The following is a 17,557-nucleotide window of genomic DNA, read 5'->3' as shown; positions in this document are numbered from 1 at the left end:
GGGAGGGGGGAACGTCGGGAGTCCGCACCGCCGCGGTCAGCGGTTGGGGCGGGCCAGTGAGGTGAGATAGCGGGCGAACTCGTCCAGGGCCGCGGTCGCCCCGGTGTCGTCGCGGTCGACGAGCCAGTTGAGGGTGAGGCCGTCCAGGACGCTCAGGCCATAGCGGGCGAGGACGGGGAGGTCCAGCGTCCAGTGGATGTCGAGGGTGCCGGCGAGGGACTCCAGGTAGGCGCTGTTGATCGCCAGGTAGTGGCGGTACTGCTTGCGGGCCAGATCGGCGAGGCCCGGCTGGCGGAGCGCGTACTGCGTGAGCTCGTACGTGACCAGGTGCTCGGCGGGGCGTTCGCGTACCCGGTCCCAGTAGGCGTGCAGGGTGGCGTGGATGACGGCGTACGCGTCGGCGCCGTCGGGCCGGGCGATGACCGGGGTGAGGGCGCGTTCCATGATCCGTTCGATCACGCTCTGCAGCAGCTCTTCCTTCGAGCGGAAGCAGTAGTGGAACACCCCCAGCGGGACGGCCGCCTCCGTGACGACGGCGCGGGTCGTCGTCTTGGCGACACCGTCGCGGATCATGACCCGGATGGCCGCCTCGACCAGCTGCTCACGGCGCTCGTCGGCTGACAGGCGGGGCATGATGCGCTCCCTCGGAGAGTGAGGATGGACAGGGTTCGGGCACGCCCGGCTCGGGTCAACGTATCCCAGTGCGGTTCGTGCCCGGCCGGGCCGTCACAGGAAGGCGTGCCGCTCGCCCCGGTACGTGGGGACGACGTCCACGATCCTGTCTCCCTCGACCAGATGCAGCTGGTCGACCCGCTCGCACAGCTCGCCCGCCTTGGCGTGCCGGAACCACACCCGGTCACCCAGCCGCAGGCCGTCGGCGGCCGCTCCGAGCAGCGGGGTCTGGACCTCGCCGGCGCCCTCGGCGGACAGCAGACGCAGGCCGGCCGGCGCGACGGGGAGCGGCAGCCGGTCCGTGCCCGGGGCGCCGGAGGCGATCCAGCCGCCGCCCAGCACGGTGACGTGGCGGGGCGCGGGCCGGCGGACGACGGAGAGGGCGAAGTACGCGGCGGGCAGCGGGCGGAATCCGCGATAGTGGTCGAACAGGACCGGCGCGTAGATGCCGGATCCGGCCCCGAGTTCGGTGACGGCGGGCTCGGCGGAGGTCTGCTCCAGGCTGCCGGTGCCGCCCCCGTTGACGAACTCCAGCGGCGCCACAGCGCGCACCGCGCGGATCGCGGCGGCTCGGCGGGCGCGCAGCTCACGGGCAGACAGCTGCTGGAAGAGCCGTACCGCCGCCCGCGTCAGGCGCGGACCGGGCTGGTTGTCGCCGACGCCGGCGATCTGTCCCTCGTACGACATGACGCCGACGAGGCGGAGCCGCGGCCGGGCCTGGACGGCGCGGGCCAACTCCGCGGCCTGCTCGGGCGCGTGCAGCGGCGAGCGGCGCATGCCGAGGTGGAGGCGGCCGCCGAGAAGGCGCAGCGACGCGTCGAGGTCCAGGCAGATCCGGACGGGCGGGCCGGAGGGACCGATGGCCTCGGTGATGAGGTCGAGCTGTTCGACGGAGTCCACCATCAGCGTGATCCGCGAGGCGGCGCGCTCGTCGGAGGCGAGGCGGCGGAGGGCCGGTACGTCGGCGGTGGGGTAGCCGACCAGGATGCTCGGGTCGGCGGTGTCCCGAGCGCCGCCTGCCGCAGCATCGGCGTGCCCTTCGGGGCGCCCGTCCCCGTGCACCGCACGTTCGGCATCCCCTCCGAGCCGCCCCTTCCCGTCCAGCGCCCCGTCCTCCGCCAGCCACAGCGCCTCCGGCACGGTGAAGGCGAGAACCCCCGAGAAGCCGGGCAGCCGCAGGACGTCGCCGATCAGTGCGCGGCAGCGCAGCGACTTGCTGGCGAGGCGGATCGGCTTGCCGCCCGCGCGCCGGACCATCTGTGCGGCGTTGGCCCGCAGGGCGCCCAGGTCGACCACGGCGAACGGCGGTTGGAGTCCGGCCGTCGCCTTCTCCAGGTCGGCGAAGCCGGCCGGTGACGTCGGACGCGCGGGGTGGTGCGGAGCAGTCAGGGTGCTCTCGTCCGAGGCGGCGCTTCCCATGGCTGGCGGCCTTTCCGTGGACCGGTGCGGGGCAGTCACAGTCTCTTGGTCAACTGTCCAAGTCAAGACTTCCGGACGCTTGACTTGGACGGTTGACCAAGTTCAGGCTTCCGGCAAGCCGCCGCCGGGACGGGCGCCGGCGCCCGCCGATCCGGTCGAGAGGACTCCTGGCATGAGCAGCGTGTGGCGCAACTGGGCGGGCAACGAGGAGGCGCGGCCCCGTCGCATCCTCCGCCCGGGAAGCACCGAGGACGTGGCCGCCGCGGTGAAGGACGCCGTACGGGACGGGCTGCGGGTCAAGCCCGTGGGCTCCGGGCACTCCTTCAGCGGCGCCGCCGTCGCCCCCGACGTGCAGTTGCGACTGGACCAGCTGGACGGAGTGTCCTCCATCGACGCGAAGACGGGTCTGGTGACCGTCGAGGCGGGCATGGAGCTGTGGAAGCTCAACCCGCTGCTCGCCGCGCACGGCCTCGCCCTGGAGAACATGGGCGACATCGACCGGCAGACCGTCTCCGGCGCCATCTCGACCGGCACGCACGGCTCCGGCACCCGCTTCGGCGGTATCGCGACCCAGGTCCGCGCCCTGGAACTGGTTCTCGCCGACGGTTCGGTGGCCACCTGTTCGCCCACCGAGCGCCCGGAACTGTTCGCGGCGGCCCGGGTCGGCCTCGGCGCCCTCGGCGTCATCACCCGGGTGACCTTGAGTTGCGTTCCGCTGTTCGCCCTGCACGCCCGCGACACCGCCATGCCCGTAGCCGAAACGCTGGAGCGCGCGCAGGAGTTCGCCGACACCGACGACCACTTCGAGTTCTTCTGGTTCCCGCACAGCACCACCGCCCTCACCCGGCGCTTCACCCGGCTGCCCGGCGATGCGCCGCTCAAGCCGATCGGCACGTTCGCCCGTCGCCTGGACGAGACGGTCAGCGGCCTCGGCTTCGAGGGACTCAACCGGATCGGCACCCGCTTTCCGAAGCTGGTGCCGCCCATCGCCCGGTTCGCGGCGCGGGCCATGTCCTCCCGCGAATGGACCGACCACTCGTACAAGGTGTTCGCCTCGGTCCGCGATGTCCGCTTCCACGAGGGCGAGTTCGCGATCCCCAGGGAGCACGCGGTCGACGCGCTGCGCGAGCTCAAGCGCTGGGTCGACGAGCACGACGAGCGGGTGTCGTTCCCGCTGGAGGTCCGCTTCGCCGCCGGGGACGACATCTGGCTCTCCACCGCGCAGGGCCGCGCCACCTGCTACATCGCCTTCCACCAGTACCACCGCATGCCCCATCAGCGGTACTTCCGTGCCTGCCAGGACATCCTCGGCGGCTACGGGGGCCGGCCGCACTGGGGCAAGATGCACGACCTCGACGCCGGTCGACTCCGCCCCCGCTACGATCGGTTCGACGACTTCGTGGCGCTGCGCGACGCGCACGACCCGACCGGGGTGTTCGCCAACCCGTATCTCGACCGCGTCCTCGGTCCGGCGCCCGAGGCGCCGTCCCGGACGACCGCGTGACCGAACCGCCGCATCCCGAGATCTGCGCGGGACCGCGACCGCGCCCGCCCGCCGGATCCGCGACCGCGACCTCTTGGCCCGCGACAACGACGACCGGGGCGCATCGTCGTAGTGCGGCGGTCGTCGGCCAACAGGTTTTCCCCGTGCCGAAGGTCGACGGCCGACGTCCGGCTGTTGCCGTTTGCCTGCTCCCCGGGCGGATCGCTCAGATTCCGAAGGGGCCCGGCGGGGCGTGCACGACCGCCAGGGACACCGCCGCGGCGGCGAAGCCGAGGACCGCTCCGGCCGCGACGTCGCCGGGGTAGTGCACGCCCGTGTGGACGCGGGAGTAGCCGACGGCGACGGCCAGCGCCGCCAGCGGGACGGCCGCCGGGGGCAGGACGACACCGACGGCGGTGGCGAACGCGGTGGCCGATGCCGTGTGCCCGGACGGGAAGGAAGCCGACTTCGGCATGGGCACGTGCCGGTCCACGACCACCCGGGCCGTCTCGCGGTCGGGCCGCGGGCGGCGGACCATCCGCTTGCCGAACAGGTTCGCCGCCGCCGAGGCCAGCGCGACCGCGCCGACTCCGGCCAGCGCGGCGCGCCGGGGGCGGCCGGGCTTGAGGGCGAGGCCCGCCGCGACGGTCAGCGAGATCTTCGAGTGGTCGGCCGCGTGCGACAGCCGCCGCAGCGCGCGGTCCAGCGTGGGCGTGGGGGTGGCGGCCACGGCCGCGTACAGGGCCCCGTCGATCGCACGGAGGTCGCTGAGCACGGCGGCAACGGTCGACCGCGCCGAGGCCACGCTCCCGTGCACCGGTGCGGTGGGCGGGGCGGTGTTCCGGTCAGGCACGGGAAACTCCTTCGGGTGTCCGCTCGGGGCGACCGAACGCGAGAGCGGCGAGCTGCCGCCAGTTCACGGGCGGCGCGGGAACCACGACGCCCGGACGGTCGCGCGGCACCAGGACCCGCAGCGCGCCCGGCCGCAACGAGCACACGACCGGCGTGGCCATCCGCAGCGCTTCGCCGTCCACCGCCACGGGGATCTCGTCCTCGTCGGAGGTCACCTCGACCCGGTGCGCGGTCATGACGGTCAGCCCGGTGGACTGGGAGCCCAGCACGGCCAGTTCCGCGGCCTGGGCCGCGCCCTCCACCCGGATCCCCAGCACGCCCAGTTCTCCGTCGTCGAGCCGGGGCCGGCGGGCACCGCTGCCGAACTCGTCGGGGGCGGCGTACGGGTTGTTGCTGACCAGCAGCGCCTGCTGGGACGAGAGCGCCGTGCCGTCGGCCCGCGCGTCCAGCCGCCGCACCCCCTCGCCGACCAGCAGGTCCGGCATCAGGTTCAGTGCCGTGCCCGCCTTGTCGTCGCGGTACTCGGGGTGCTGGACGACGTCCGCGTACACCCCGAACGACACGGTGTTGACGAAGGCCCGGCCCGATACGTCGCCGAGATCGACCCTGAGTTCCTCGCCGTCGGTCAGCGCGTCGAGGCAGCGGGCGGGGTCGGACCGGTCGAGGCCCAGGTCCATGGCGAAGTGGTTGCGGGTGCCCGCGGAGACCACGAGGAACGGCAGGTCGTGCTCGGCGGCGACCGCCGCGACGAGCGCCTGCGTGCCGTCGCCGCCGGCCACGCCGAGCAGGTCGGCGCCCTCGGCCACGGCCTGCCGGGCCAGCACGGTGACGTCGGTCCGGACGGAGGGACCGAGCAGGATCACCCGCGCGCCGAGCTCCTCCGCCCGCTCGACGAGCCCGAAGCGGCCGACCTTCCCGCCGCCGGACCTCGGATTCATGATGAGGACCGGCCGGTCGGGCCGTGGTACGGCGGTCGCCCGCATGGGCCGCCGCGGACGCGATCTGCGCAGCGCCGCCCGGGCGCAGGCCAGCGCGAGGCCCCAGCACAGGCTCGAGACCAGTGCAGTCAGCCACAACCACCGGTGCACGAAGAGGACCACGATGGCGATGGGCACCGCGACGACGACGAGCGCCCCCAGCAGCCGCAGCGCCCCGCGGTGCGCCAGGAACCACCAGACGCCGACCGCGCAGACGACCAGCCCGAGAAGCCCGGCCCCGATGATCAGCAGCCCGTCCTCACCCAGAGCGAGCAGCAGCACGAGCACGGCGCCGACCGCCGCCAGCACGGCGCAGCGCGCGAGAAGCCGCGTGATCGAGTCCCTGCGGGAGTGCGCCGTTCGCGTCCTGTCGATGTCGTCCTCCCCACGTCGGGCTCATGCTCTCACGCCGGTCCGTCGTACCAGCCTGCGCACTCGCCGAGCGGGGAGCGCCCCGGCCGGGCTGTACGGGTGAGTCCCGGGCCCCGCGTCAGGGAGCGGTGCCGTCGGGCCGGCCGGTGTGAAAGCCGACGTGCATGTCGTGCATGCGGGAGGCCAGGGCCGGGACGGGCCCCTGCACCGGAAGGCCGGGCACCACGTCCTGGATCGGCAGGCAGTGCACCGGGGACGGCGGTACGTCCAGCTCGGTCAGCCAGTGGGACAACTGGGCGGCCGAGTGCACGTAGACGATGCGCCCGAGGCCGGCCCAGCCATGGGCGGCCGCACACATGGGGCAGTGCTCCCCGGAGGTGTAGACCGTGGTCTGCGCCCGCTGCTGTGGGGTGAGGTGGGCCGTGGCCCAGCGGACCAGCTCGAACTCGGGGTGCCGGGTGTTGTCGTCGAGCGTCCTCACCCGGTTGCGGTCCTCCGCCAGGACCTGGCCGTCGGCGTCGACCAGGACAGAGCCGAACGGCTCGTCCCCGGCCCGAAGCGCCTCGGCCGCCAGCTCCACGGCGCGCTCGAGGTGCCGCAGCTCGGCAGGGGTCGGTTCGATGGGGGCCATGGCTGCTCCCTCAGGCCGCGGTGGGGGCGTCGGCGACACGGCGCCGGCCGCCGTTCTTTTCCTGCCAGAGCTGGTAGACCTCGACCGCGGCGTCACTGGGCTCGTGGCGCATCGGCAGTCGGCGCTCGTCCCAGTTCTTGGCGAACTCACCGTAGAAGGTGTCCAGTTCGAAGTACTTGCGGTCGTCCACGTAGTGCGGCTCGTACGCGTCCCGGGTGGTGAGGAAGACGACCTCGTCCGGCGAGCAGTAGTACAGCGAGCCCAGGCACATCGGGCACGGGTGGGCGAGCACGTAGATGGTGGCGCCGACGAGGTGCTCGGTGCCCAGCTTGGTGCACGCCTCGCGGATGGCGAGGATCTCGGCGTGCGCGGTGGGGTCGTTGGTCTGGGCGACCCGGTTGGGGCTCTCGGCGAGGATCTCGCCGTCCTTGACGATGACGGTCGCGAACGGGCGGCCGCCCTCGGCGACGTTGCGGCGGGCGAGGTCGACGGTGCGCTGTGCGAAGTCCATCAGGGGTGTCCTTCGGTGGGGGGAGGAAGAAGCCCGGGGCGGCCGGGCGGGCCGGACCGCCCCGGAACGGGTTCGACGGGGGGAGATCAGAAGGGCTTGGTGGGCAGGTACTTGCCGTCCAGGGTGATCACCGCGCGCTCGCCGCCCTCGGGGTCGGCGACCTTCTTCACGTCGAGCTTGAAGTTGATCGCGGAGATGATGCCGTCACCGAACTGCTCGTGCACCAGGGCCTTGAGCGTGGTGCCGTAGACCTGGAGCATCTCGTAGAAGCGGTAGATGGTCGGGTCGGTCGGGATGCCGCCGGGGATCGAACCGCGGGTCGGGATCGTCTGGAGCAGCATCACCGCGTCGGCGTCCAGGCCGAGCAGCTCGCCGACGGCCTGCGCGGCCGCCTCGGGCAGGGCGTGCTGACCGAGCACGGCGGCGGTGGTGAAGGCCACCGACAGGCCGGACGCGTCGGCGATCTGCTGCCAGGAGAGGTCCTTGCGGGTCTTGGCCTCGACCGCGGCGATGGCGAGGGCTTCACGGGCGGTGGGGTCGAACTGGGCGTGCGGCATGGGGGGTTTCCTTTCAGGGGTGAAACTTTGAGGGGTCGAAGAGGGGTCGAAGAGGGGTCGAAGAGGGGTCAAAAGGGGGGAGTACCCGGTCCACTGCGTTGCGGTTGCGGTTGCGGCTGCGGTGCGCAGGGCCGGGACGAGGGGTGGGACCGGCGGTCAGGCCGCGGTCATGGTCGCCTTCGCGTGGGCGCCGAGGGCCTCGACGCCGCCGGAGGCGATGTCGTACACCCAGCCGTGCAGGGCGAGGGTGCCTTCGGCCAGGGCGCCGGCGACCGAGGGGTGGGTGGCCAGGTTCGCCAGCTGGGCCATCACGTTCTGGCGTACCAGAGCCATGACGTCTCCGCGAGCGGCGGTGCGGGCGCGGGCGGCGTCCGCGTGCCGCAGCCACTTGGCGACCGTCGGCACACCGCTCAGGTCCTGGGACTCGGCCAGCGCCGTCATGGCGCCGCAGCCCGAGTGCCCGCACAGCACGATGTCGGTCACTCCGAGGACGGCGACGGCGTACTCGATGCTCGCCGCGACACCGTCGGAGCCCGGCGCGTAGGCCGGGACGATGTTGCCCGCGGTGCGGATGACGAACAGCTCGCCCGGCTCACTGGCCGTGATCAGCTCGGGCACCACGCGGGCGTCGGAGCAGCCGATGAAGAGCGTGTGCGGCGTGTGGTTCTCGGCGAGGTGAGCGAACAGATCCGCCTTGGCGGGGTGGACTTCCTGCTGGAAACGCACGATGCCTTCGGTGAGGTTGCGCATGCGTCACTCCTCTCGGTGGATTCAGGCTGTCCGGGCTTGATGAATCCACCATGCATGACCAGGGTCTATAGAGTCCAAGACGCAATGCCCATGCATCGCATTGGTCATATCTATACTTGTTCCCATGGCTCTGGAACTACGTCATCTGCGCTATCTGCTGGCGGTGGCCGATCACGGCAGCTTCACGCGCGCCGCCGAAGACCTGCGCATCTCCCAGCCCACCCTCTCCCAGCAGGTCAGGCAACTGGAGCGGACCGTGGGAGTGCCCCTGCTGGACCGCACCGGCCGCGGTGTGCGGCTCACCGACGCGGGCGAGACGTACGCGCACCATGCGCGCCGTGCCCTGCGGGACCTGGCGGCCGCCGAGCGAGCCGTCCAGGACGTCCAGGATCTGAGCCGCGGCCACCTGCGGCTCGCCGTGACGCCGACGTTCACCGCGTACCTGGTGGGCCCCCTGGTCGCCGAGCTGTACCGCCGGCACCCGGGCATCACCCTGGACATGAAGGAGATGACCCAGGACCACATCGAGTCGGCCCTGCTCGCCGACGACCTCGATCTCGGCATCGCCTTCGCCGGTTCCCACCTGCCCGGCATCTCCGCGACGACCCTGTTCACCGAGTCTCTGAGCCTGGTCACCGGCACCCTCGACCCCCAGGACGGGCCGGCCGCGCCCCTACCGGTCCGGGACGTGACGAATCATCAACTCGCCCTGCTCAACGGTGACTTCGCCACACGCAATCACATCGACGCCCATTTCGCAGCCCACCGGGTGCAGCCTCCGATCGCCGTGGAGGCCAACTCCGTCCAGGCCCTCGTCGAGATCGTGCGGCGCACCCCGATCTCCACGGTGCTTCCCGACGCCGTCACCCACGACCACCCCCATCTGCAGCCCGTCCCCCTCGACCCCGCCCTGCCCGCACGCACCGTCACCCTGCTGCGGCGCGAGAGCAGCTACCAGAGTGCCGCCGCCCGTGCGTTCACCCGTCTCACCCGCGACCTCGTCCGGGCCCGCGGCTACACCGACGCACGTCCGTGAGGCGTGAGGTGTGAGGCGTGAGGTGTGAGCCGGGTGGCCGCGGGCCGCACGACCCCATTGCCGGGTGACCCCATTCCCCGGCCGGCCCGATGACCCCGCCTCGGACATCGCATGAGCGCCGTGCGCGCCCACGGCGGCCCTGCGTCCCGGCGGGACGGCCTGAACGGTCGCACCGAGAGAGCTGTGAACGGGAACAAACACCGCCCTCGAAGTGCTCTTGCCGATACATCATCCGTTCTGTCGGGTGGGTGGTGACAGTGCGCGCGGAGGAGCGTGAAACCCATGGCGATGGCAGGAAATGGCGGGCTTCGGCCGACTGAAGAGGGCCACCTCGTGACCACCTGCGGACGCAGGATCGAGGTGCGGGGCCTGCGGCTCGGTTCTCCCGACCGGCCTGTCGGCCGGATCGCCTTGGACGTCGGGGCGGACCAGGGCGGCGTGCCGGGCGCCTGGGCGGCGCTCACCGCCGACGAGGCGCGGAGCCTGGCCCGCCTGCTTCTCGAGCAGGCCGGTTCGAGCGATCACAGCGCCGAGCCCCAACGTGACGGCCGGGCAAGGTAGTTGGACTTGCCCTGGCCGGACCCCGCGCCGCGTTCGCGGGGCCCGGGTCGGCTCAGCGGGCGCGCAGAGCGGCGAGTGTGGCGTCGAGGTCCGCCGCGCGAGGACGGTTGTGGGGCAGCTTCCCGAGGATGACCGCCATGCCGCAGGTGTTGGTGAGGGCGGAGAACACGAGGCCGCCCGCGATGCCGGCGGACAGCAGCTGGAAGGCCGGATGCACGAGCAGGCCGAGCAGCAGCCCCAGGAGCACCACGGTGCCTGCGGTGAAGCGGACCTGCCGTTCCATGCTCCAGCCGGCGCGCGTGTCGCACGCCGCGGGCTGCCGCAGCTCGTGTCCGTCGGCGGCCCAGGCGTTCGTACCACCGGCGAGGGTGGCTGCCTGGACCCCCTCTTCGGCGAGTAGCGCGCCGGCGCTTTCCGAACGAGCGCCGGAGGCGCAAACCAGGAGGACGCTGCCGCGCCTGGCCGCTTCGCGGATCTCCGGGAGCGCCCGGCGTATCTGGTCCAGCGGGATGTTGAGGGCTTCGGGCAGGTGGCCGGAGGCGTGCTCGCCAGGGGTGCGGACGTCGATCACGACGAACTCGTGCAGCCGTGCGTGGGCCTGCGCGGTGCCGAGCGCAACGGGGGTGAGGGGGGCGAGGGGGTCGGTCATGACAGATGTGATCCTTTTTGGTCGGCGCTGTCCCGAAGCAGGACGTAGAGTACCCCTAGGGGTATTTTTTGAGGAGTGATCGTGGAACTGGAGCTTGAGGGTGCGGCCCTGAAGTCCGTGCTGAACCGGCTGCGGCGCGCACAGGGCCAGATCTCCGGTGTGATCCGGATGATCGAGGAGGGGCGGGACTGCGAGGACGTCGTCACGCAACTGGCCGCCGCTTCACGAGCGTTGGACCGTGCCGGTTTCGCGATCATCGCCACCGGTCTGCAGCAGTGTGTCGCCGACATCGAGTCCGGCCGGAAGAACGGCGACGACACGGAGGCGATGCGCGCCCGACTGGAGAAGCTCTTCCTGTCGCTCGCGTGACGGACTGCCGAAGGCGAGCGTTCGCTCGTGTGACGGCTGCCCGAGCGCCGAGTGGCTCCTTGCGCATTACGCCACCGCATCCACCAGCATGAACCCGGCCACCGCCAGCAGGACGAGTGCGAAGACCCGCTGGAGGGTGTGCCCGGACAGCTTCGCCGACAGGCGCTTGCCGTCCCGCGCGCCAAGGATCGCGGCCCCGGCGAACGGGCCGATGACGGCCCAGTCCAGTCCTTCTGCCGTACCGGCGCGCAGGGCCAGTGCGGCCAGCGAGTTGATCGTGATCACGAGCAGGCTGGTGCCCACCGCCTGCCGCATCCGCATGCCGAGGACGCCGACCAGCGCGGGGACGGCGAGGAAGCCTCCGCCGACACCGAGGACACCGGTGACCGCGCCCAGCCCGGCACCGGCGGCCGCCGCCCCGCCCGGCCGCACCGCGACCGCGCCCTCCGCCGGCGGACGAGGCCGCAGCATACGGAGCGCGGCAGCAGCCGCGACCAGGGCGAAGGACGAGGTCAGCGCCGCTGCCGGCAGGTGCGCGGAGAGCGCTCCGCCCAGCATCGCCGGACCGATCCCCGCCGCCGCGAACAGCAGCCCCGTACGCCAGCGGACGTGACCGTCGCGTGCGTGAGCGGACAGCGCGGTGGCCGAGGTGACGGAGACGATGACCAGACTGGCCGTGGTGGCCGCGATCGGGGTGAAACCGAGCAGGTAGATCAGCGCGGGGACGGCCAGGACACTGCCGCCTCCCCCGAGCGCGCCGAGCGCCAGGCCGATGACGGCACCGGCGACCAGGGCGAGGACCACAGCGCTCACGCGACGATCCCGTTCCCGCCGTGGGCGTCCACCACCGGCAGTCCCGCACTCGCCCAGTCCCGCATGCCGCCGATCACGTCGACGGCCTCCACACCGCGTGCCTGCAGCAGTTCGGCGGCCTGCCGCGAGCGGTTGCCCGAACGGCAGATCACGACAACCGGCCGTGTCCGCGCCCCGACGGGCAGCCCGGCACCGGCGGCGAGCGCCGCGAGAGACAGGTGTACGGCCCCGGGGGCGTGCCCGGCCTGCCACTCGTGGGGTTCGCGGACGTCGAGCAGTACCGCGTCTGCGCTGCCCGCGTCCCTTCTGCCCGCGTTCCTTCTGACCTTGTCCCCGTTGCGCGCGTCTGCGCTGCCCGCGTCTGCGCTGCCCGCGTCGGTGGGCGCGTGGCCGGTGCGGGCAGCGGCCTCCTGCACGGTCACCCGCCCCGGGCCTCGGTCGCGTCGAAAGAGGCTCATCGTCGTTCTGGCTCCTGGTCTGTCTGCTCGTGCTTCTCGTCTGCCCGTACCTGTGGGCCGCCGCCGGGGTCAGGGCGTGCGGATCGCGAGTCCGGCCTGTTCGGCGCCGGTGAAGGAGTCGTCGACGGCGACGACGTCGCGGCCCGCCGCGTCCAGCAGGGAGGCCGCGATGCCGGCGCGCATACCGCCGGCGCAGTGCACCCAGACCTGCCCCACGGGAACCTCGTGGAGGCGTCCGTGCAGGGCGTGGAGGGGGATGTGCACCGAGCCCTCGATGAAGCCGGCGGAGCGTTCGGCGGCCCGGCGGACATCCAGCACGACGACTCCGTCCTTCACCGCGCCGCCGTCCGCGGGGTTCTTCGGGAGGCCGGCGAAGGTGGCGCGGGGGAAGGAGGCGAGGGCTTCGCCGTCCCGTACCCAGCGCTCCGGCGCCCCGGTGGCCGCGGCGGCCGGGCGGTCGATGCCCACCCGGACCAGCTCGCGCTGCGCGGCGGCGAGCTGCTCGGCGGACTCGGCGAGGAGGGTCACCGGCTTCCCCCACGGGATCAGCCAGGCCAGATAGGTGGCGAGCTGCCCGTCGCCCTCGAAGTTGAACGAACCCGCGACGTGTCCCTCGGCGAAGGCCACGCGATTGCGCAGGTCGACCACCCACTCGCCCGCGGCCAGCCGGTTGGCTATCTCCGCGGCGTCCGCGACGGCCGGCGGCGTCAGATCGACCGGCGCGGGACCTGCGGCGTTGGCCGGAGCCATGTGTGTGTAGTAGGCGGGAACGTCGCTCAGGCCGGCCAGCAGATCGGCGACGAAGGTGTCGACGTCCCGCGTGAGCGCCTCGTTGGACGCCTTCTCCTTGCCGATGGTGGTGGACTCGCCGTCCGCCTGCCTGGACGAGCAGAAGCTGCCGAAGCCGTGGGTGGGCAGGACCGCCGCATCGTCCGGCAGTTCGGCGGCCAGCCGGTGCGCCGAGGCGTGCTGAGCGCGGGCGAGCCGTTCCGTCAGGCGCGGCTCGACCAGGTCGGGACGCCCGACCGTGCCGACGAGCAGCGAGCCGCCGGTGAACACCGCGACCGCCGTCCCGTCCGCCTCCAGCACGTACGACGTGTGGTGCGCGGTGTGGCCGGGCGTCGCCAGCGCGCGCAGCGTCAGTCCGGCGCGGGTGTCGATCTCCGCGCTGTCGCCGTCGTGCACGGGTGTGCGCTCGTACGACACACCGGCTCCGGCCGGTACCAGGTAGGCGGCGCCCGTGACCCGGGCCAGTTCCAGGCCTCCGGTGACGTAGTCGTTGTGGAGGTGCGTCTCGACGACGTGGGAGATGCGCACTCCGCGTCGTGCCGCTGCCGTGATCACCCGGTCGATGTCGCGCGGCGGGTCCACCGCCACGGCCGTCCGTTCGCCGCCCGCCAGGTAGCTGCGGTTGCCGAGTCCTGGCACCTCGATCGTGTCGACGAAGAACACGAGGTACTCCCTTCCAGTGTCGATGTACCCCCCGGGGTATTTTCAGACCGTAGCACGGTTACCCCCGGGGGTATTTTCGAGGGCGGGGAGAATCCTGTCGGACGGCTCACGAGACCCTGTTCACAGCCGGGGCGTCGGCCCCGCGCCGCGCGTGCCGAAGCGAACGGACACCGCCCGGCGAACGAGAGTGGTCGCCGGGGCCTGCCAGGTGAGGCGCATGCGCCGATCTCCCCACCGCCGTTCGCGCACCGCGTGTGACGTACCTTGTGTTCGATATGAGCCATGGGGCTCATCACGATGCGGTCCGCGGGCGGGCGTGGCGGTCGGACAGGTCGTTCGTCGAGGGCTTCGGCTCGGAGTCCGCATCGGATCGGTACCGGCGGTCTTCTTCGGAAAGCATCCCGGGTCAGCCGGGTGACCCGGCTCCCGCATCCGAACGAGCCAAAAAATCCGGCGGCGATGTCGAGAACCCTCGACCGGCTCCGTCCCCGGTGTGAACGCGACCAGAATGGGTCGCACAGCACCAAGGAGAAACACGATGGCCAAGTACCTGCTTCTCAAGCACTACCGCGGCGCCCCGGCCGCGGTCAACGACGTGCCCATGGACCAGTGGACGCCGGAGGAGATCTCGGCCCACGTGCAGTACATGAACGACTTCGCGGCCCGGCTCGAGAAGACCGGCGAGTTCGTCGACAGCCAGCCGCTCGCCCCCGAGGGAACGTGGGTCCGCTACGACGGTGAGGGGCGCCCGCCGGTGACCGACGGGCCGTTCGCCGAGACCAAGGACCTCATCGCCGGCTGGATGGTGATCGACGTCGACAGCTACGAGCGCGCCGTCGAGCTGGCCGGGGAACTCTCGGCCGCCCCAGGTGCCGGCGGAAAGCCGATCCACGAGTGGCTCGAGGTACGCCCGTTCCTGACCGCCATGCACACCATCACGGAGTGACCACTCCCATGAGCGAGGCCCTGCTCCGGAGCCTCACACCGCAGGTGCTCGCCGTCCTCGTCCGCCGCGGAGCCGACTTCGCGGCGGCCGAGGACGCTGTACAGGACGCGCTGATCGAGGCGGTCCGCGCCTGGCCGGCCGACCCGCCACGGGACCCGAAGGGCTGGCTGGTCACCGTGGCCTGGCGCAAGTTCCTCGACGCGGCCCGGGCGAACGCCGCCCGCCGCCGGCGCGAGGACCTTGTCGACGAGGAACCGGCAGCCGGGACCGCGCCCGCGACGGACGACACCCTCCAGCTCTACTTCCTGTGCGCCCACCCGTCGCTGACCCCGGCGTCCGCGGTCGCGCTCACACTGCGCGCCGTCGGCGGCCTGACCACCCGCCAGATCGCCCAGGCCTACCTGGTGCCGGAGGCGACCATGGCGCAGCGCATCAGCCGGGCCAAGCGCACCGTCTCCGGCGTACGCTTCGACCAGCCCGGCGACGTCGCCACCGTGCTGCGCGTCCTCTATCTGGTCTTCAACGAGGGCTACTCCGGCGACGTCGACCTCGCCGCCGAGGCCATCCGGCTCACCCGGCAGCTCGCGGCCCAGGTCGACCACCCCGAGGTGGCGGGGCTGCTCGCCCTCATACTGCTCCACCACGCCCGGCGCGCCGCCCGGACCGCACCCGACGGCAGCCTGGTACCGCTCGCCGAGCAGGACCGCGGCCAGTGGGACACTCGATTGATCGCCGAGGGCGTCGGCATCCTGCAGGCGGCCCTCGCCCGCGACCGGCTGGGCGAGTTCCAGGCCCAGGCCGCCGTCGCGGCACTCCACGCCGACGCGCCCACCGCCGAGGAGACCGACTGGGTGCAGATCGTCGAGTGGTACGACGAACTCACCTGCCTGACGGACAGCCCCGTCGTCCGACTGAACCGCGCCGTCGCCGTCGGAGAGGCCGACGGGCCACGCGCCGGGCTGGCGGCGCTCGCGGCGCTGGACGACTCACTTCCCCGCCACACCGCGGTGGCGGCGTACCTCCACGAACGCGACGGAGACCTGGCGACGGCGGCCCGCTTGTACGCCGAGGCGGCCCACAAGGCCCCCAACCTCGCCGAACGCGACCATCTCACGCGCCAGGCCGCCCGCCTCAACTCCCGCCACCGTCCCTGACCCCCGCCCAAGGTGCCGAGTCCGTGTGCTTCCGTTCCTCCCTGCGGAGACGCGCCAGTCTGCCGTCTTCCTTGATGCCGCGGACCTCCCGCATGACGCGGAAGCCGATGTACCACCATGCCGGGAGGGCGGCGACCACGCTCATCAGCCGATCCTCGCCGGACTCTCCGTACCCGAAGGTTATCGAGGCCATGACCGCCGCCCAGAACATCGCGTAGCCGAGCAGACGATTCATGGCCCCTCCAGCTCGTCGGGGCAGCCGGTTCTACACCACGCCGGGTCCGGAGCGCGAGCATGGGGAAATGTCGGGCGCATCACCCGGGCCCGAAATCGACGGTTCGCCGGGGCCGTTCCCGGGCTTTCACTAGTCTGCCGTCGTGACCAAGGACGAGAGCGCGGCGGTGGTCGAGGCTGAAGTCGACGATGCGGACTGGTCCGGCACCCGTCGATGGGTGGAACGGAATCTCCGCCCCGGACACCGGGTTCGTGGCGTGGTCAGGCTGCGAGGCGGCTGGACCTCCGAGATGCGCCGCCTCGATGTCGAGGGGGACGGTGAGCCGTACTTCCTGGTGCTGCGTTCATTCGTCAAGCCGTTCTTCGTGAAGCACGCCCTGGGACTGCTCACGCGGGAGGCCGATGTCCTCGATCTCCTCGCGGACACCGACGTGCCGGCCGCGCGTCTCCACGCCGTCGACGCGGCAGCCGAGCACTGCGACCGGCCGTCGCTGCTGATGTCGTTGCTACCGGGCGGCGTCAGGCTGGACGAGGCATACCTGGAGCGGAGAACCGAACTGCTGGCACGGCAGTTGACCACGATTCACGGACTGGTCGTTCCCGAAGAGGCCCGGCCTCGCACATATCAGGCGTGGACCGGTCCCGAACGGGTGCGGTTCCCAGAGCACTCGAACCAGCCGGACCTGTGGCAGCAGGCCGTGGAGGTCATTCGCCGCCCGCCCCCGCCGTATCGGCCATGTTTCCTGCACCGTGACTTCCATCCCGGGAACGTGCTCTTCGAGGGAGAAGGGCCCGACCTGGCGATCACCGGTGTCGTGGACTGGGTGGAGACGTCCTGGGGACCGGCCGACCTGGACGTGGCCCACTGCAGCACAGCGCTTGCCCTGCTGCATGGAGCGGGTGTCGGCATGGGACTGGCGGACCACTACGTCGCCGCCGGGGGAACGCTCGCAGAGGATCCGGCCGACCACCTGTACTGGCGTGTCCTGGACGCGCTGGCCTTCGCACCGGATGCGGAGAAGGTCGCCGGGCCGTGGCGGGAACTGGGGAGGGACGATCTGACATCGGCCGTTCTCACCGGTCGTCTGGAGGATTACCTCCAGGCGCTCTTCAACCGGTACGGCTGAGGACTCGCCGTCGGCGTCCCGGTCTCAGCGGCGTCGCAGAGCTCTGTCACGACCGTGCGGGCTGGTTGGCGATCAGCAGGGTGACGCCGGCGGGGCGGAAGCCCAAGCGGGCGTAGAGACAGGCGACGGTCTCGTCCGCGTAGGCGAGAAAGACGGTCCGGACCCCGTGGCTGCGGGCGTGGGTCGCCAGGGCCGCTGTGACGGCTGCGGCCAGGCCCCGACGGCGAGCGGTGGGAAGGACGGCGCATCCCACCACGGAGCAGTGGCAGGCCGCATCCGAAAATGACTGCCCGGAACACAGAGCGCTTCTCATGCGGCGTGGTCGGCAGCGTCGTCGGCAGAGCATCACCGTCCGGTCCTGGACGCGCGCTGCCGGAGGTCGGGGCGACCCGGGCCAGCACCCTTGCCGGCCGGCGCCCCGGCCGATCAAAGACAGCTGTCAGTAGGCGGAGTTGACGTTGTCGATGGAGCCGTAGCGGTGGGCGGCGTAGTTGGCGGCGGCGGTGATGTTGGCGACGGGGTCGGTGATGCTGT

21 protein-coding genes and 1 pseudogene are annotated in these 17,557 nt (G+C 72.1%); 7 read left to right on the top strand and 15 right to left on the bottom strand.

Going from position 1 to position 17,557, the window contains the following annotated elements:
• Positions 1 to 36: 36 nt before the first annotated feature.
• Together ACWD5D_RS19715 and ACWD5D_RS19710 are read right to left on the bottom strand one after the other, a co-directional pair.
• Positions 37 to 633, bottom strand: a complete 597-nt coding sequence (locus tag ACWD5D_RS19715; RefSeq protein WP_451373990.1) for a TetR/AcrR family transcriptional regulator — start codon at positions 631 to 633, stop codon at positions 37 to 39.
• A 93-nt stretch (positions 634 to 726) separates the two neighbouring features.
• On the bottom strand, positions 727 to 2,091 hold the full coding sequence (locus ACWD5D_RS19710; RefSeq protein ID WP_451373989.1) for an alanine racemase: 1,365 nt from the start codon (positions 2,089 to 2,091) through the stop codon (positions 727 to 729).
• A 172-nt stretch (positions 2,092 to 2,263) separates the two neighbouring features.
• Between ACWD5D_RS19710 and ACWD5D_RS19705 the strand changes: the two genes are divergently transcribed.
• Positions 2,264 to 3,595, top strand: coding sequence for a D-arabinono-1,4-lactone oxidase (locus tag ACWD5D_RS19705; protein ID WP_451373988.1), 1,332 nt, complete (start codon positions 2,264 to 2,266; stop codon positions 3,593 to 3,595).
• 205 nt (positions 3,596 to 3,800) lie between these two features.
• On the opposite strand, the gene ACWD5D_RS19700 is transcribed toward ACWD5D_RS19705, so the two are convergent.
• The 6 genes from ACWD5D_RS19700 to ACWD5D_RS19675 all read right to left on the bottom strand — a co-directional run bounded on the left by ACWD5D_RS19700 (position 3,801) and on the right by ACWD5D_RS19675 (position 8,224).
• Positions 3,801 to 4,391 (bottom strand): phosphatase PAP2 family protein, encoded by a 591-nt coding sequence (locus ACWD5D_RS19700; protein ID WP_451374166.1) that lies wholly within the window; start codon positions 4,389 to 4,391, stop codon positions 3,801 to 3,803.
• A gap of 28 nt (positions 4,392 to 4,419) precedes the next feature.
• On the bottom strand, positions 4,420 to 5,709 hold the full coding sequence (locus tag ACWD5D_RS19695; protein ID WP_451374165.1) for a diacylglycerol/lipid kinase family protein: 1,290 nt from the start codon (positions 5,707 to 5,709) through the stop codon (positions 4,420 to 4,422).
• 184 nt (positions 5,710 to 5,893) lie between these two features.
• On the bottom strand, positions 5,894 to 6,406 hold the full coding sequence (locus ACWD5D_RS19690) for a nucleoside deaminase (RefSeq protein ID WP_451373987.1): 513 nt from the start codon (positions 6,404 to 6,406) through the stop codon (positions 5,894 to 5,896).
• Positions 6,407 to 6,416: 10 nt separating this feature from the next.
• Positions 6,417 to 6,917 (bottom strand): nucleoside deaminase, encoded by a 501-nt coding sequence (locus ACWD5D_RS19685; protein WP_451373986.1) that lies wholly within the window; start codon positions 6,915 to 6,917, stop codon positions 6,417 to 6,419.
• Between the two features lie 86 nt (positions 6,918 to 7,003).
• The gene (cynS, locus tag ACWD5D_RS19680) at positions 7,004 to 7,474 is read right to left on the bottom strand and encodes a cyanase (protein ID WP_451373985.1); all 471 of its coding nucleotides are present in this window, start codon (positions 7,472 to 7,474) and stop codon (positions 7,004 to 7,006) included.
• 156 nt (positions 7,475 to 7,630) lie between these two features.
• Positions 7,631 to 8,224: a carbonic anhydrase gene (locus ACWD5D_RS19675; RefSeq protein WP_451373984.1), complete on the bottom strand. Its 594-nt coding sequence runs from the start codon at positions 8,222 to 8,224 to the stop codon at positions 7,631 to 7,633.
• 124 nt (positions 8,225 to 8,348) lie between these two features.
• On the opposite strand from ACWD5D_RS19675, the gene cynR reads away from it, so the two are divergent.
• A complete protein-coding gene (cynR, locus tag ACWD5D_RS19670; protein WP_451373983.1) occupies positions 8,349 to 9,260 on the top strand; it encodes a transcriptional regulator CynR in 912 nt (303 codons plus the stop codon).
• A gap of 333 nt (positions 9,261 to 9,593) precedes the next feature.
• Entirely contained in the window at positions 9,594 to 9,821 is a 228-nt protein-coding gene (locus ACWD5D_RS19665; RefSeq protein ID WP_451373982.1) for a hypothetical protein, read from the top strand.
• A 52-nt stretch (positions 9,822 to 9,873) separates the two neighbouring features.
• Here ACWD5D_RS19665 and ACWD5D_RS19660 read toward each other — a convergent pair whose 3' ends face one another.
• On the bottom strand, positions 9,874 to 10,470 hold the full coding sequence (locus ACWD5D_RS19660; RefSeq protein WP_451373981.1) for a rhodanese-like domain-containing protein: 597 nt from the start codon (positions 10,468 to 10,470) through the stop codon (positions 9,874 to 9,876).
• A gap of 81 nt (positions 10,471 to 10,551) precedes the next feature.
• Between ACWD5D_RS19660 and ACWD5D_RS19655 the strand changes: the two genes are divergently transcribed.
• Positions 10,552 to 10,839, top strand: coding sequence for a metal-sensitive transcriptional regulator (locus ACWD5D_RS19655; protein WP_451373980.1), 288 nt, complete (start codon positions 10,552 to 10,554; stop codon positions 10,837 to 10,839).
• Between the two features lie 66 nt (positions 10,840 to 10,905).
• Here the strand turns inward: ACWD5D_RS19655 and ACWD5D_RS19650 are convergent, their stop codons facing one another.
• From ACWD5D_RS19650 to ACWD5D_RS19640, 3 genes are all read right to left on the bottom strand, one after another.
• On the bottom strand, positions 10,906 to 11,652 hold the full coding sequence (locus ACWD5D_RS19650) for a sulfite exporter TauE/SafE family protein (RefSeq protein ID WP_451373979.1): 747 nt from the start codon (positions 11,650 to 11,652) through the stop codon (positions 10,906 to 10,908).
• A complete protein-coding gene (locus ACWD5D_RS19645; protein WP_451373978.1) occupies positions 11,649 to 12,110 on the bottom strand; it encodes a rhodanese-like domain-containing protein in 462 nt (153 codons plus the stop codon). Before ACWD5D_RS19645 ends, ACWD5D_RS19650 begins: the two co-directional genes overlap by 4 nt.
• Before the next feature lie 69 nt (positions 12,111 to 12,179).
• Complete coding sequence (locus ACWD5D_RS19640) at positions 12,180 to 13,562, bottom strand: rhodanese-like domain-containing protein (RefSeq protein ID WP_451373977.1); 1,383 nt, start codon at positions 13,560 to 13,562, stop codon at positions 12,180 to 12,182.
• A gap of 538 nt (positions 13,563 to 14,100) precedes the next feature.
• Between ACWD5D_RS19640 and ACWD5D_RS19635 the strand changes: the two genes are divergently transcribed.
• Together ACWD5D_RS19635 and ACWD5D_RS19630 are read left to right on the top strand one after the other, a co-directional pair.
• A complete protein-coding gene (locus ACWD5D_RS19635; protein WP_451373976.1) occupies positions 14,101 to 14,508 on the top strand; it encodes a YciI family protein in 408 nt (135 codons plus the stop codon).
• 8 nt (positions 14,509 to 14,516) lie between these two features.
• The gene (locus ACWD5D_RS19630) at positions 14,517 to 15,662 is read left to right on the top strand and encodes an RNA polymerase sigma factor (protein WP_451374164.1); all 1,146 of its coding nucleotides are present in this window, start codon (positions 14,517 to 14,519) and stop codon (positions 15,660 to 15,662) included.
• On the opposite strand, the gene ACWD5D_RS19625 is transcribed toward ACWD5D_RS19630, so the two are convergent.
• A complete protein-coding gene (locus ACWD5D_RS19625; RefSeq protein WP_451373975.1) occupies positions 15,640 to 15,897 on the bottom strand; it encodes a hypothetical protein in 258 nt (85 codons plus the stop codon). The two genes, ACWD5D_RS19630 and ACWD5D_RS19625, sit on opposite strands and share 23 nt — an antisense overlap.
• 142 nt (positions 15,898 to 16,039) lie before the next feature.
• Here ACWD5D_RS19625 and ACWD5D_RS19620 point away from each other — a divergent pair, with 142 nt between their 5' ends.
• Positions 16,040 to 17,023 carry a phosphotransferase family protein gene (locus ACWD5D_RS19620; protein WP_451373974.1) on the top strand — a complete coding sequence of 328 codons (984 nt, stop codon included), beginning with the start codon at positions 16,040 to 16,042 and terminating at the stop codon, positions 17,021 to 17,023.
• Positions 17,024 to 17,069: 46 nt separating this feature from the next.
• Here the strand turns inward: ACWD5D_RS19620 and ACWD5D_RS19615 are convergent, their stop codons facing one another.
• The gene (locus ACWD5D_RS19615; RefSeq protein WP_451373973.1) at positions 17,070 to 17,336 is read right to left on the bottom strand and encodes a GNAT family N-acetyltransferase; all 267 of its coding nucleotides are present in this window, start codon (positions 17,334 to 17,336) and stop codon (positions 17,070 to 17,072) included.
• A gap of 126 nt (positions 17,337 to 17,462) precedes the next feature.
• Positions 17,463 to 17,557 (bottom strand): annotated as a pseudogene (locus tag ACWD5D_RS19610) (transglycosylase SLT domain-containing protein); the annotation flags it as partial.

The organism is Streptomyces sp. NPDC002520 (assembly GCF_053595235.1).
The sequence above is the reverse complement of the archived record's forward strand: the minus strand, read 5'-3'. Positions and strand labels throughout refer to the sequence as shown.

Bases quoted from the DNA above. Each gene is read 5' to 3' on its own strand.
- ACWD5D_RS19715 (WP_451373990.1), bottom strand. From the start codon at position 633: ATGCCCCGCCTGTCAGCCGACGAGCGCCGTGAGCAGCTGGTCGAGGCG.
- ACWD5D_RS19710 (WP_451373989.1), bottom strand. From the start codon at position 2,091: ATGGGAAGCGCCGCCTCGGACGAGAGCACCCTGACTGCTCCGCACCAC.
- ACWD5D_RS19705 (WP_451373988.1), top strand. From the start codon at position 2,264: ATGAGCAGCGTGTGGCGCAACTGGGCGGGCAACGAGGAGGCGCGGCCC.
- ACWD5D_RS19690 (WP_451373987.1), bottom strand. From the start codon at position 6,406: ATGGCCCCCATCGAACCGACCCCTGCCGAGCTGCGGCACCTCGAGCGC.
- ACWD5D_RS19685 (WP_451373986.1), bottom strand. From the start codon at position 6,917: ATGGACTTCGCACAGCGCACCGTCGACCTCGCCCGCCGCAACGTCGCC.
- cynS (WP_451373985.1), bottom strand. From the start codon at position 7,474: ATGCCGCACGCCCAGTTCGACCCCACCGCCCGTGAAGCCCTCGCCATC.
- ACWD5D_RS19675 (WP_451373984.1), bottom strand. From the start codon at position 8,224: ATGCGCAACCTCACCGAAGGCATCGTGCGTTTCCAGCAGGAAGTCCAC.
- cynR (WP_451373983.1), top strand. From the start codon at position 8,349: ATGGCTCTGGAACTACGTCATCTGCGCTATCTGCTGGCGGTGGCCGAT.
- ACWD5D_RS19660 (WP_451373981.1), bottom strand. From the start codon at position 10,470: ATGACCGACCCCCTCGCCCCCCTCACCCCCGTTGCGCTCGGCACCGCG.
- ACWD5D_RS19645 (WP_451373978.1), bottom strand. From the start codon at position 12,110: ATGAGCCTCTTTCGACGCGACCGAGGCCCGGGGCGGGTGACCGTGCAG.
- ACWD5D_RS19635 (WP_451373976.1), top strand. From the start codon at position 14,101: ATGGCCAAGTACCTGCTTCTCAAGCACTACCGCGGCGCCCCGGCCGCG.
- ACWD5D_RS19630 (WP_451374164.1), top strand. From the start codon at position 14,517: ATGAGCGAGGCCCTGCTCCGGAGCCTCACACCGCAGGTGCTCGCCGTC.
- ACWD5D_RS19625 (WP_451373975.1), bottom strand. From the start codon at position 15,897: ATGAATCGTCTGCTCGGCTACGCGATGTTCTGGGCGGCGGTCATGGCC.
- ACWD5D_RS19615 (WP_451373973.1), bottom strand. From the start codon at position 17,336: ATGAGAAGCGCTCTGTGTTCCGGGCAGTCATTTTCGGATGCGGCCTGC.